This window comes from Seleniivibrio woodruffii (assembly GCF_029267515.1).
In the GTDB taxonomy this organism is placed as follows: Bacteria; Chrysiogenota; Deferribacteres; order Deferribacterales; family Geovibrionaceae; genus Seleniivibrio; species Seleniivibrio woodruffii_A.
Window position 1 is genome coordinate 22,178 of the sequence record NZ_JAJUIS010000005.1, and the last position, 11,980, is coordinate 34,157.

11 protein-coding genes are annotated in these 11,980 nt (G+C 47.2%); 7 read left to right on the forward strand and 4 right to left on the reverse strand.

What is annotated here, in order from left to right:
* The first annotated feature begins 45 nt into the window (after nucleotides 1-45).
* Together eno and Q7P67_RS06630 are read left to right on the forward strand one after the other, a co-directional pair.
* Complete coding sequence (gene eno, locus Q7P67_RS06625) at nucleotides 46-1,341, forward strand: phosphopyruvate hydratase (RefSeq protein WP_303851164.1); 1,296 nt, start codon at nucleotides 46-48, stop codon at nucleotides 1,339-1,341.
* A gap of 506 nt (nucleotides 1,342-1,847) precedes the next feature.
* Entirely contained in the window at nucleotides 1,848-2,945 is a 1,098-nt protein-coding gene (locus Q7P67_RS06630; RefSeq protein WP_303851165.1) for an aminopeptidase, read from the forward strand.
* Between the two features lie 359 nt (nucleotides 2,946-3,304).
* Here Q7P67_RS06630 and upp read toward each other — a convergent pair whose 3' ends face one another.
* Together upp and Q7P67_RS06640 are read right to left on the reverse strand one after the other, a co-directional pair.
* The gene (gene upp, locus Q7P67_RS06635) at nucleotides 3,305-3,940 is read right to left on the reverse strand and encodes a uracil phosphoribosyltransferase (RefSeq protein ID WP_303851166.1); all 636 of its coding nucleotides are present in this window, start codon (nucleotides 3,938-3,940) and stop codon (nucleotides 3,305-3,307) included.
* On the reverse strand, nucleotides 3,940-5,169 hold the full coding sequence (locus Q7P67_RS06640) for a uracil-xanthine permease family protein (RefSeq protein ID WP_303851167.1): 1,230 nt from the start codon (nucleotides 5,167-5,169) through the stop codon (nucleotides 3,940-3,942). The genes upp and Q7P67_RS06640 overlap by 1 nt, the downstream gene beginning before the upstream one ends.
* A gap of 188 nt (nucleotides 5,170-5,357) precedes the next feature.
* Between Q7P67_RS06640 and Q7P67_RS06645 the strand changes: the two genes are divergently transcribed.
* The 5 genes from Q7P67_RS06645 to Q7P67_RS06665 all read left to right on the forward strand — a co-directional run bounded on the left by Q7P67_RS06645 (nucleotide 5,358) and on the right by Q7P67_RS06665 (nucleotide 9,198).
* Complete coding sequence (locus Q7P67_RS06645; protein ID WP_303851168.1) at nucleotides 5,358-6,359, forward strand: low specificity L-threonine aldolase; 1,002 nt, start codon at nucleotides 5,358-5,360, stop codon at nucleotides 6,357-6,359.
* Between the two features lie 91 nt (nucleotides 6,360-6,450).
* Nucleotides 6,451-6,609, forward strand: a complete 159-nt coding sequence (locus Q7P67_RS06650; RefSeq protein WP_295223772.1) for a hypothetical protein — start codon at nucleotides 6,451-6,453, stop codon at nucleotides 6,607-6,609.
* A gap of 10 nt (nucleotides 6,610-6,619) precedes the next feature.
* Nucleotides 6,620-7,489, forward strand: a complete 870-nt coding sequence (locus Q7P67_RS06655) for a transporter substrate-binding domain-containing protein (RefSeq protein ID WP_303851169.1) — start codon at nucleotides 6,620-6,622, stop codon at nucleotides 7,487-7,489.
* 23 nt (nucleotides 7,490-7,512) lie between these two features.
* Nucleotides 7,513-8,460 carry an amino acid ABC transporter permease gene (locus Q7P67_RS06660; RefSeq protein ID WP_303851170.1) on the forward strand — a complete coding sequence of 316 codons (948 nt, stop codon included), beginning with the start codon at nucleotides 7,513-7,515 and terminating at the stop codon, nucleotides 8,458-8,460.
* 12 nt (nucleotides 8,461-8,472) lie between these two features.
* Nucleotides 8,473-9,198: an amino acid ABC transporter ATP-binding protein gene (locus Q7P67_RS06665; protein ID WP_303851171.1), complete on the forward strand. Its 726-nt coding sequence runs from the start codon at nucleotides 8,473-8,475 to the stop codon at nucleotides 9,196-9,198.
* A 140-nt stretch (nucleotides 9,199-9,338) separates the two neighbouring features.
* On the opposite strand, the gene Q7P67_RS06670 is transcribed toward Q7P67_RS06665, so the two are convergent.
* Together Q7P67_RS06670 and Q7P67_RS06675 are read right to left on the reverse strand one after the other, a co-directional pair.
* A complete protein-coding gene (locus Q7P67_RS06670; protein WP_303851172.1) occupies nucleotides 9,339-11,153 on the reverse strand; it encodes a methyl-accepting chemotaxis protein in 1,815 nt (604 codons plus the stop codon).
* A 101-nt stretch (nucleotides 11,154-11,254) separates the two neighbouring features.
* Nucleotides 11,255-11,947, reverse strand: coding sequence for a glutamine amidotransferase (locus tag Q7P67_RS06675; RefSeq protein WP_303851173.1), 693 nt, complete (start codon nucleotides 11,945-11,947; stop codon nucleotides 11,255-11,257).
* Nucleotides 11,948-11,980 lie beyond the last annotated feature (33 nt).

Consider the following 11,980-nt stretch of genomic DNA (forward strand, 5'->3'; position numbering starts at 1 on the left):
CCATAAACTTATAGAAAAATCAAATACATTCTAAGGAGACTTTTTATGACCGATATCATTGATGTTTTTGCCAGAGAAGTGCTTGATTCCAGAGGAAATCCCACTATCGAAGTTGACGTTGTAACAAGCGGCGGCGTTCTCGGACGTGCCATAGTTCCCTCCGGAGCATCAACAGGCGAATACGAAGCGGTGGAACTTCGCGACGGCGACAAAAGCAGATATATGGGCAAAGGCGTTCAAAAGGCGGTTCAGAACGTAAACGAGATAATCGCCCCCGAACTTGAAGGTATCGACGTTACCGAACAAAAGATGATCGACGAGATACTCATCGGGCTGGACGGAACAAAAAATAAAGGCAATCTCGGCGCAAACGCCATCCTCGGCGTATCGCTGGCATGTGCAAAGGCAGCAGCCGAATCTTGCGGTCTTCCCCTTTACAAATACATAGGCGGCACATTTGCAAACACCCTCCCCGCCCCCATGATGAACATCATCAACGGCGGCTCCCACGCAGACAACAACGTGGACATTCAGGAGTTCATGATAATGCCCCTCGGCGCTGAAAACTTTAAAGAAGCTCTGCGCATGGGTGCGGAAGTTTTCCATACTCTCAAGAAAGTTCTGAAAGACAAAGGTCTTAATACAGCAGTGGGCGACGAGGGCGGTTTCGCTCCCAACCTCGGTTCAAACGAAGAGGCTATCGAAGTTATCATCGACGCTATCAAAAAAGCCGGATACGAACCCGGAAAAGATATCTTCATCGCTCTGGACGCGGCTTCCAGCGAATTTTACAACAAAGAGAAAAAATGCTACGTTCTTGCTGCCGAGGCTAAACCCGAAAAAACGGCTGCGGAAATGGTTGCATATTATACATACCTTGTGGACAAATACCCCATCATCTCCATTGAAGACGGTCTTGACGAGAACGACTGGGACGGCTGGAAACTGCTGACAGAAGCTCTGGGCAAGAAAATTCAGCTTGTGGGCGACGACCTGTTCGTTACAAACACTGAAAAGCTGAAAATGGGCATCGAAAAAGGCATCGCAAACTCAATACTCGTCAAACTGAACCAGATAGGCACACTGACAGAGACTCTGGACGCTATCCAGACAGCGCGTGAGGCAGGATACACATGTGTTATCTCTCACCGTTCAGGCGAATCCGAAGACACAACAATTGCTGACCTCGCGGTTGCCGTTAACGCCGGACAAATCAAAACCGGCTCACTCTGCCGTACAGACAGAATCGCCAAATACAACCAGCTCCTCCGCATCGAAGAGGAACTGTTTGAGCAGGCTACGTTTAAGGGACTCAAGGGGTTCTATAACCTGAAAAAGTAGACTGTGAAAACAAGCCTGCACGATGCAGGCTCATGGAACGAAGTGAAATGTGAGGCTGGGCGGGCTTTGCCTGCCCAAGCCGTTGACGAAAATTTCTCAGGAAGGGAAATTTTCGCTGGTTATATGTGACAGGCTACGTTTAAGGGACTCAAAGGGTTCTATAACCTCAAGAAGTAGACTGCGAAAACAAGCCTGCACGATGCAGGCTCATGGAACGAAGTGAAATGTGAGGCTGGGCGGGCTTTGCCTGCCCAAGCCGTTGACGAAAATTTCTCAGGAAGGGAAATTTTCGCTGGTTATATGTGGCAGGCTACGTTTAAGGGACTCAAGGGGTTCTATAACCTGAAAAAGTAGACTGTGAAAACAAGCCTGCACGATGCAGGCTCAATGCAAAGTTTATAAACTATAACAAAGAGGCGGGGTTCAGCACCCGCCTTTTTCTTGTCTTGCATACCTGATAAAAATTATTATATAAATACTTAATCAATCTTATTACGGAGAATCATATGCAGTTAGAAAAAAAGATGGCAGACCTTATATGCGAATATTCCCTCAATCTGAAAGAGGATGACATATTTCTTATCCGCGCCGAAACGGTATCGGAGCCTCTGGTTAAAGCACTTATGGTGAAGGCGTTACAAATGGGCGCGCACCCTGTTCTGCGCATGGCGATTGCTGAGCAGCAGGCGGCATTTTACAGCCATGCCAACAACAAACAGCTTGAGTTCATAGCTCCAAGCATCATGGCAGACGCACACAATATCACCGCGCAGGTTTACATCGACAGCACAAGCAACACAAAACAGCTTACAAGAGCGGATAAATCGAAGATAGCACTTGCCAGCAAAACAATGCGCCAGGTACGCGACGTTCTCATGGAACGTGAGCAGAAAGGTGAATTCCGCTGGTCGCTCTGCCCCTACCCATCGCAGGCAATGGCGCAGGACGCTGAAATGTCGCTGGACGAATACACTGAGTTTGTCTACAACGCTTGCAAGCTGAACGAATCGGATCCAGTTGCGGCATGGCGCAAGGTGGACGAGTTCCAGAAAAAAGTTGTGGATATCCTCACAGGCACAAAAGAACTGCGCATCGTCGGCGAAAAGACCGACCTTACATATAACGTCGAGGGACGCAAATGGATAAACTGTAACGGTCACCACAACATGCCCGACGGTGAGGTTTTCACAAGCCCCGTTGAGGACGGCGTGAACGGTCAGATTTACTTTGACCTGCCCACATCATACATGGGTGTGGAAGCTGGCGGTATCCTGCTTAAAATTGAGAAGGGACGCATTGTTGAGGCATCCGCCGAGAAGGGCAATGACTTCCTGCAAAGCGTTCTGGAGACAGATGAAGGCTCAAGATTTATCGGTGAATGTGCTTTCGGTCTTAACGACAACATAGATAAACCCACGAAGAACATTCTGTTTGACGAAAAGATAGGACGCACAATCCACATGGCTGTGGGCGCAAGCTATCCCGAAGCAGGCGGAAAGAACAAATCCGGCATCCACTGGGATATGATAAAGTCCATGCAGGACGGAAAGGCATATGCAGACGGAAAGCTGATATACAGCGAAGGAAGATTTTTAGGTTTATAAGAGAGACTGCCGCGGGCTACGCCCTCTCAGGTACGAGAATGGTTTCAGGATGAAACCCGCTTGCGTAAGCGGAGTGAGGCTTCTGCCGAGCGGAGCGTTGGCGGAATTTCTCCAAGGACGGAAGAAGTTCCGTGGCGAATTGAGACTGCCGCGGGCTTTATTCGACAATTAATTAAAAGCGGACTCATTCAGCCTTCGGCTAGTGCCCCTCGCAGGGACGATGTATTAAAATTTGGCGGTTAGATGCGAGCAGAACAAGAAAGACCTTTTGAGCGGGCTGCGAGCATACTAAAGGTGTATGTGAGCAGTTCCGAAAAGGGTCTGACGCCGTAATGCGACGCATATAACCGCCAATAAAGTTATTTCGTTCCGAACAGCCTGTCGCCAGCGTCCCCAAGCCCGGGTACGATGTATCCGTTTTCATTGAGCCGCTCGTCAAGCCCTGCGGCAAACACCTTAACGTCAGGATACGCCTCACAGAACGCCTTAACACCTTCCGGTGCTGCTATCAGGCACATAAACTTGATGTTTTTAACACCCGCCTCTTTCAGCTTCGTAACGGCGGCAATAGCCGAACCGCCTGTGGCAAGCATCGGATCGATAAGTATAAAATCTCTGTCCTCGCTCTGGGGCGGTATTTTGAAATAGTAAGAAACAGGCTGGAGCGTTTCATGATCCCTGTAAAGACCGATATGCCCGACCCGTGCGGAAGGGATGAGCTTTAATATTCCGTCAACCATGCCGAGACCTGCGCGCAGGATAGGCACAAGAACAACCTTTTTGCCTGAAACTATCTTGGTTTTGGTTTTGCATATTGGAGTTTCGATTTCCACCTCTTCCAGAGGAAAATCCTTTGTTATCTCATACGCCATAAGCATGGCAACCTCATCCACAAGCTCCTTAAAGCCTTTTTTTGGGGTGGTCAGATCGCGTATGAAGGTAAGTTTATGCTCGATGAGCGGGTGGCTGATAACCTGAAAATTAGGGTAGTTCATTATTTATCCCTCGGAATTACAAGATTGAGCAGAATGCCCACGATACCGGAAAGACCGATGCCGCCAAGCGTCACGGAACCGAAAGTTATACTCATGTTTCCGATTCCGACAACAAGAACGACTGAAACTATGATAAGGTTGCGTGCTTTGGACATATCAAGGCGTTCACGGACTATTGTTCCGATACCTATTGCGGCAATCATGCCGAAAAGGAGTATCATGATACCGCCCATAACTGGAACAGGGATGGTTTTAAGCACTGCGCCCAGCTTGCCCACAAACGCAAGGATAATGGCCGTACATGCGGCGATGGTCATATAAACCACTCTGTATGCTTTCGTAAGAGCCACTGCGCCCGTAACTTCGGCATAAGTGGTATTGGGAGGACCGCCGCAAAGGCTGGCAAATGAGGTTGCAAGACCGTCGCCGATAAGGCTTCTGTGCAGTCCGGGTTCTTTTATGAAGTTTTTCCCTGCAACGTTAGAAATGGCGAGGATACCGCCAACGTGCTCAATAACCGGGGCTATAGCTACAGGCATAATATAAAGTATTGCCGCGATATCGAAAACGGGAAACGCGTATGTGCCGTGTTTAACAGCCTCAACCCACGGAATGGAAAACCATGCAGCGTCTTTTATGGGCTGAAAATTCACAACGCCGGCTGCAAGCGAAACAATGTAACCGACAATAACACCCATAAGTATTGGAATAAGACTGAGGAGTTTTTTTCCAAACATAACCGTTATGATTGCGGTTGCAAGGGATATCATTGCGATTATCATAGCTTTCCCGTCATAATTGCCTGAACCGTCGAAGCTCTTTGCCATGTTTACAGCAACCGGAGCAAGGTTAAGACCTATAACCATGATAACGGGACCTGTAACCACGGCGGGAATGTATCTGTCGATTATCTCAACCCCGCCCGCTTTAACTATGATTGCAAAAATGATATAAACAAGTCCTGCGCTTGCAAGACCGCCGAGTGTGGCGCCTATGCCGAACTGTTTGATACCGAACTGGATTGGAGCAATAAACGCGAAAGAACTTGCCAGAAAAACGGGAACCATCCGTTTTGTAACAACCTGATAAATCAGTGTTCCTGCGCCTGCCGTGAAAAGTGCAAGCGACGGATCCATACCTGTCAGCAGTGGTACAAGAACCAGCGCTCCGAAAGCGACGAACAGCATCTGCACACCGATAATAACGGTTTTCAGCTTGCTTTCTTCCATATAAAAACCCTCCGAAATATTAATTCAAACAATCAAGTTTAAAGGTTTTTCATATAGTTGTAAAGCCAAAACAGCACAGCACAAGATGCTGACAAATATAGTCTTTTTATGACCAAACTAATCCGTTGCCAATATTAACCGTTAATGCTATTATACCTCTTTTAAAACAAAACACAGGCATTATAAACATGGATATTTTATTTCTGAGCGACAACACAGCGCCCGCCGACCATAGAATTGTGCAGGCAGTGGCTGAAGCCGGTATTGGATATGCAAAATCATACGGCAGCGACAAATGGACAGACGAAGCGGACGAACTCTTTAAAAGAGAGTTCGGCGAACATACACTCTATTTCCCCGTGCTTACAGGCACAGGCGCAAACGTAATTTCTCTTGCGAGCGCTCTTTCGACATACCAGTCCATTCTCTGCGCGGAAACCGCACATATCGCCTGCGACGAATGCGGCGCAGTAGAGCGGTTCACCGGAAGCAAGCTGGTACCCATAAAAACACCGGACGGCAAGCTGACGCCGGAGATGCTGAAACCCTGTCTGGCACACATCGGTTTCGAACACCAGAGCCAGCCGAAGGTCGTTTCCATCAGCCAGACCACGGAAACCGGCGCAGCATACTCAACAGAAGAGCTCAAAGCATTATCTGATTTCACAAAGGAAAATAACCTTATACTACACATAGACGGTTCAAGAATCGCCAACGCAGCGGCAGGAATGTCACTTAGTCTTAATCAGGTCTGCGAAGGGGCGGATATCGTCAGCTTCGGCGGCACAAAGAACGGACTGATGATGGGAGAAGCAGTTCTTTTTCTGAACCCAAAACTCGCTGAAAGCGCAAAATACGTCAGGAAACAGTACGGACAGCTTTTTTCAAAAATGCGCTACGTCTCCGCGCAGTTCATCCCATACCTGCGTGAGAGCATATGGCTTGAAAACGCCCACCGTGCAAACACTGTTGCCGGCAGACTTGCAGAGGGCTTCACAGACAAAGGCATCACAATTAAATATCCGGTGGACGGAAATGCGGTTTTCGCACATCTTTCAGATGAACAGATAAAAAGACTGTCTGAAAAATACCTTTTTTATGTATGGGACAAAACGGAAAACCTTTGCAGGTTTGTCTGCCCATACACAGCGGACGAGTCCGACACAGAAAGGCTTCTGGCGCTTTTATAAGCAGAACAGGTCAGTTTTAAACATTTTCGCTTTATTTTTTAGCGGTTTTTTCTGTATAATTGAAGTTTAGAGCTACAATAAGGAGGCAGGAATGGCGGAAAAAGAAAAGGTTACCACCGTGGAAGTCAAGTGTCCACTCTGCGACCATACCCAGATAGTCTACATCCCTAAAGAGGAAATCCCCCTCTGCCCCATTCATAAAAAGAAAATGATAATTAAAGAAGTGCTTGAAGAAGGTAAATCTTGCTAAGGAGGCATATATGAAGAAATTCATCGTATCAGTGTTTTACGCTGCCGTGCTTATGCTGGCTCTGCTGGTTGCCGGTTGCGGTTCCGAAAAGAAAGACGCTGCAGCAACTGCCGCTCCCGCTGAAGGCGGCGCATCGTCAGGTATCTGGGAGCAGTCCACTCTCAACAAAATTCTGAAGAACAAAGTTCTCAGGGTCGGTCTTGAAGCAGGCTACATGCCCTTCGAACTGAAAAGCAAAAGCGGCGACATCGTAGGTTTCGACGTTGACATCGCAAAAATGATGGCTGAAGACATGGGCGTTAAGCTCGAACTTGTCAACACTGCATGGGACGGTATCATCCCCGCTCTGCTCACAGACAAATTCGACATCATTATGTCCGGTATGACAATCACACCCCAGAGAAACCTTCAGGTTAACTTCTGCGACCCCTACATCGTTGTAGGACAGACAATCTTCATCAGAAAAGACCTTGAAGGCAAAGTTAAGTCTTACAAAGACCTTGACGACCCCAAATACAACATTGCGACAAAACTCGGCGTAACTGCTGACTACGCTTCAAAAAAGTTTATGGGCAAAGCGAACATCAAACTTTATGAAACAGAGCAGGAAGGCGCCATGGAAGTTCTTAACGGCAAAGCAGACGCTTTCGTTTATGACCTTCCCTACAACGCTATTTTCTTCGCTCAGAACAAAGACAAACTCGTTTTCCTTGACCAGCCTTTCACATTCGAGCCTCTGGCTTGGGCTGTCCGCAAAGGCGACCCCGACTTTGTTAACTTCCTGAACAATTACCTTGCTCAGATCAAAGGCGATGGCAGATATCAGGCAGCTTACGACAAGTGGTTCGGCACCACAGACTGGCTGGCTGATATCCAGTAATTTAAACTCAGGAGTGCTTTCAAGTGACAGCGAAAACTAAAAACCTAATCTGGAACGGACTGCTTGCTGTTTTCCTATTCCTTGTCGGATTCGGAATTTACGGAGCATCCGTTAAAATCGATTATACTTGGCGTTGGGAGAGACTTCCTAAGTATATTTTCTATACGGAAACTCAGACCACTGCCGCACCTGTTGACGGAACTGTGACGATAGAAGGTTCGAAACTCAGCATCGTACCCTCCGGAAGGGGAGACGCGGCCAGCTTTGACAACCTTGAAGGAATCACCGTTAAAAACGGCGACACTGTCACGAAAGGAAGCACCATTGCTGAAACAAGTACAACGGAAGCAGGCCCGCTTGTGGTGGGCCTGTTTACCACTCTTTATATTTCGTTCTTTTCAATAATTTTTGCAATACTGCTCGGTATCCTTACAGGTCTTGCAAGGGTGTCCGGCAATCCGTTCTTTAAAAAACTTTCCGTCATATACATTGAACTCATCAGAGGCACCCCTCTTCTGGTGCAGATTTTTATCTTCTATTTCTTTATAGGAACAATCCTTAACCTTGACAGGGTTACGGCGGGAATAGCCGCTCTGTCGGTTTTCACGGGGGCATACATTGCTGAAATCGTCCGCGCGGGCATACAGTCCATCTCACGAGGACAGATGGAGGCGGCACGAAGCCTTGGTATGAGCTATACACAGGCAATGGCGCTGGTTATCCTGCCGCAGGCGTTCAAACGTACCCTCCCCCCCATGGCAGGTCAGTTTATATCTCTTATCAAAGATTCATCGCTGGTTTCCGTTATATCTATCACAGACCTTACGAAGGCAGGAAGAGAGGTTGTCGCCTCAACATTCAGCCCGTTCGAAGTCTGGTTCACGGTTGCTGCGCTCTATCTCATTCTGACATCCGGTCTGTCGTTCCTTGTCCAGCTTCTGGAAAAGAGAATGGCTGCGCAGGACAGGTAAGGAGGCTGTAACATGATTAAAGCGGAAAACGTAGTTAAAATATATCCCAACGGAGTGAAGGCGCTGAAAGGTGTTTCTCTGGACGTAGCAAAGAGCGAGGTTCTTGTTATCATCGGACCATCCGGTTCCGGCAAATCCACGATGCTTCGCACGCTGAACCTTCTGGAAGAGGTGCAGGAGGGTGAAATAGCCATCGACGGACAGTCGCTCACCCATCCGAAAACGAATATCAACCATCTGCGCGAAAACGTGGGCATGGTGTTTCAGGCGTTCAACCTGTTTCCCCACAAAACGGTTCTGCAGAATATCACCCTTGCCCCCATCAAGGTTAAAAAGCTGAAAAAGGAAGAAGCTGAAAACATAGCAACCGAACTTCTGAAAAAAGTCGGTCTATCCGACAAACGCGACTGCTATCCCAGCCAGCTTTCAGGCGGACAGCAGCAGAGGGTGGCAATTGCGCGCGCACTTGCAATGCGCCCAAAGGTAATGCTTTTCGATGAACCTACATCGGCACTTGACCCGGAGATGATAGGTGAGGTTCTGGACGTTATGAAGACCCTTGCAAAAGAGGGTATGACGATGGTGGTTGTTACTCACGAAATGGGCTTCGCCCGTGAAATGGCGGACAAGGTCATATTTATGGACGACGGTCTGAAGGTTGAGGAGGGAACGCCCTCCGAGGTGTTCAACAGCCCCAAGAGCGACAGGCTGAAACTGTTTTTAAGTCAGGTACTTTAAATAATAAAGGCGGTTCAAGCGAACCGCCTTTTTTGTTTGCAAAAGTTTACATTGATGAGATTGCCGCGTCACTTTGTTCCTCGCAATGACGGATGCAACTGTCACTGCGGGCGAATCGTGGTTCTCATTTTATTTATCTGTTATATCTTGAATACCCGTGTCCCGTCCATCTGATCATCCGCCTGCTTCTGCAGGTCGGCAACGGTATGGGAAACCTGCGTAATGGCTGCCGTGCTCTGCTCAAGTCCGCTGGAGATAACCTGCGCGTTATCGTTTATATTGGTTATAGCCTGCGACTGTTCGCTGACCGCAGTTGTTATCATAGCGCTTGAGTTCGAAATCTCATTTACGGAATCCACTATCTTTTCGAATATCTGATCGACAGCATTGAGCTTTTCGGCACCATTCTGTACCTTTTTGCCTGCCTCTATCATTTCAGTATTGGTTCTGGCGGTTTCCTTAATGAACTGGGAAATGATGTTGCGTATCTCCTCTGTGGACTGCTGGGTGCGTTCCGCCAGCTTGCGTACTTCGTCGGCAACAACTGCGAAACCGCGTCCGTGGTCGCCTGCTCTTGCTGCTTCAATAGCTGCATTCAGCGCCAGAAGGTTTGTCTGATCGGCAATATCGTTTATAACCAGCAGTATACTGCCGATGTCCTCGGATGATTTCGCAAGACCGGCAACTGTCGTGCTCAGCTCCGTAACGTTTCTGCGTATGTCGTCCATAACGACGTTGGCAGATTCGATATGTCTCTGTCCTTCCGCAGTAAGATTTTTCGCGGAAGCTGATTTATCTGAAACTTCATGTATAGACTGCATAACGAGGGCTGATGAGGTGCTTATCTCTTCAACGGCTGACGCAACTGAAGAAACCTGCTGCGACTGCTCGGAGAATGTACTTGCAAGCTCCTCTGTGGTACTTGCAAGCTCTGTGCTGCCGGATGCAAGTGAGCCTGCTGACATTATTATTCCTTCTATAATCTCTTTCAGTCTCAGCCTCATGTCTTCCAGAGCGGCTGCAAGATGTCCTATCTCATCTGTCTGCTTTATCTCAAGGGGTTTGGAGAAGTCGCCTTTTGAAAGGTTGCTGGCGAAATCCATTGCCTTACTCATGGGAACAACAAGTGAGCGTGTTATCAGTATTGATATCAGTATGCCCAAAGCAAGCGACACCATTGAGAATATAATTATAACAGCCACAGCAACTGTTATGCTGGAATCCATCGTTTCTTTTTCATGGTTAACAACAACGATTGTAAGATCCTGCGCACCACTTGCACTCTTCGCCAGTTCGTTTTGAAGATTGTTCTGTTCGCTGACAGCAACAGCCCACTTGTCGAAAGCCTGCTTATATTTTTCAATCAGCCCTGCCACAGCGGCAATATCTCCAGATGATGCCCGTGTCTTTACAAACTGTTTTGAGACTTCTTCTGTGCCGGAGTTTCTGCTGTTCATGAATCTGAGAACTTCAATACGCAGCAAAAGGAGATTTTTATATACGTTGTCGGCACCTGCAGCAGTCGCAGCATCCATAGCTTTCGAAGCCTCTTCGGTCATCTCATTCAGAAGCTGTTTCTTGGTTTTTTCCGCTTCAACAAATTTTTCAAAATTTGCTTTGTATTCACCGACAGCCTTCAGAATACTCTGAATATTCTGATCGTCCTTCATTTCAGGAAAATCAGTATAAGCGTCTTCAATCAGCTTATATGCAAGGCTCAGACTGTCTTCGGCTTTTCGAACATATGCTTCGTCGCCTGAGCTTGAATACATATATCTGGCAAGACGTGCCTCGTAAATTGCATTCTGCACGTTTGAAATTGTGTCCATTTTTCTGGACTGCGAAGCTATACCCGTTATTTTGGAATAGCTGATGACTCCCATCACAATAAGGAATAACAAGACGATTCCGAATCCGAATGTGAGCTTACGGGATAATTTGACGTTATTTAACATAACACACCTCAATAATAATGAGACCAATATTGTATATTTACGAATATGAGACTTTTTTTCTTTTCGTCAACGATAAAATTTATTTACTTAATTATACAGTATTAATCGGAACAATACTCAACAAATTTACTTAAAATTGTATTTGCAGCAGTAGTTTCACCGATTGAGCACAAAGTTGACTCTAAATTAATTATCTTGTCTTTCTGGGACAAAACATACTCTCTGCTGATAATGGTATCATACTCAGGATGGAACTGCACTCCCCACGCATTTTTGCCGAGTCGGTATGCGTGGTGCGGCTCGTAATCATTTTCAGCCAGAAGAACAGCACCCTCCGGAAGGGTAAGAACAGATTGAGTGTGGGAAACATGTACGCTGAACGTTTTCGGCATTGATTTGAATATCGGGTCTTTTTTCGCCTCGTCAGTAAGCGAGATGTCAACTGTTCCGATTTCGGGACCTTTGGGATGGTTGCCCACAACTCCGCCCATAGCGTGGGCAAGAAGCTGATGCCCGTAGCATACGCCGATGGTAGGCACTTCTTTTTCCACAGCGCCGCGCAGCCATTTTGCTGTGTTTTCGCTCCATTCATGACCATCAGTAACCATTTCGTGTGCGCCGGAGACAAGTATCCCGTCGAAATCATAATTATCAGGCAGAGGTTCTTTCTGAACATCAACAATCTTAACGTATTGACGCATTATCTCCATATACCTTATCATCCAGTCTTCAAAATCCCCGTAGTGTACGCAGAAGTCTTTCATAGTGCTGCCTGTTTTCAGTATCAGAAACATAGGCACCTCCTAAATAACTATTATTCCGTTTCA

Excerpts from the sequence above, each read along its gene's own strand:
- Q7P67_RS06640 (WP_303851167.1), bottom strand. The coding sequence starts at position 5,169 with ATGGAAGAAAGCAAGCTGAAAACCGTTATTATCGGTGTGCAGATGCTG.
- Q7P67_RS06665 (WP_303851171.1), top strand. The coding sequence starts at position 8,473 with ATGATTAAAGCGGAAAACGTAGTTAAAATATATCCCAACGGAGTGAAG.
- Q7P67_RS06650 (WP_295223772.1), top strand. The coding sequence starts at position 6,451 with ATGGCGGAAAAAGAAAAGGTTACCACCGTGGAAGTCAAGTGTCCACTC.
- eno (WP_303851164.1), top strand. The coding sequence starts at position 46 with ATGACCGATATCATTGATGTTTTTGCCAGAGAAGTGCTTGATTCCAGA.
- Q7P67_RS06675 (WP_303851173.1), bottom strand. The coding sequence starts at position 11,947 with ATGTTTCTGATACTGAAAACAGGCAGCACTATGAAAGACTTCTGCGTA.
- Q7P67_RS06655 (WP_303851169.1), top strand. The coding sequence starts at position 6,620 with ATGAAGAAATTCATCGTATCAGTGTTTTACGCTGCCGTGCTTATGCTG.
- Q7P67_RS06645 (WP_303851168.1), top strand. The coding sequence starts at position 5,358 with ATGGATATTTTATTTCTGAGCGACAACACAGCGCCCGCCGACCATAGA.
- Q7P67_RS06670 (WP_303851172.1), bottom strand. The coding sequence starts at position 11,153 with ATGTTAAATAACGTCAAATTATCCCGTAAGCTCACATTCGGATTCGGA.
- Q7P67_RS06630 (WP_303851165.1), top strand. The coding sequence starts at position 1,848 with ATGCAGTTAGAAAAAAAGATGGCAGACCTTATATGCGAATATTCCCTC.
- upp (WP_303851166.1), bottom strand. The coding sequence starts at position 3,940 with ATGAACTACCCTAATTTTCAGGTTATCAGCCACCCGCTCATCGAGCAT.